The organism is Desulfonatronum sp. SC1 (assembly GCF_003046795.1).
Classification (GTDB): domain Bacteria; phylum Desulfobacterota; class Desulfovibrionia; order Desulfovibrionales; family Desulfonatronaceae; genus Desulfonatronum.
The window spans coordinates 1-418 of sequence record NZ_PZKN01000191.1 but is presented as its reverse complement, the minus strand read 5'-3'; the positions used below and the strand labels follow the sequence as shown (position 1 = coordinate 418).

General features: G+C 41.4%; 1 pseudogene. It reads left to right on the top strand.

The window, feature by feature from the left end:
- Positions 1-396, top strand: a pseudogene (locus tag C6366_RS21245) (type I glyceraldehyde-3-phosphate dehydrogenase); the annotation flags it as partial.
- Positions 397-418 lie beyond the last annotated feature (22 nt).

The following is a 418-nucleotide window of genomic DNA, read 5'->3' as shown; positions in this document are numbered from 1 at the left end:
ATTCCTTCTTCAACCGGTGCTGCTAAAGCTGTAGGTAAAGTAATTCCTGCTTTGAACGGCAAACTTACCGGTATGGCTTTCCGTGTGCCAACTCCTAACGTATCTGTAGTTGACCTGACTTGCCGTTTGGAAAAACCTGCTTCTTATGCTGATATCTGTGCTGCTATGAAAGCTGCTTCAGAAGGCGAATTGAAAGGTGTACTTGGATATACCGAAGATGCTGTTGTTTCTAACGACTTCGTAGGTGAAACCAAAACTTCAGTTTTCGACGCAGAAGCTGGTATCTCTTTGAACGACAACTTCGTAAAAGTTGTTAGCTGGTACGACAACGAAATGGGTTATTCAACCAAAGTTGTTGAGCTGATTCAGCACATGTACAAAGTTGACAAAGCTTAATTTTTAAGCATCAACCATATTT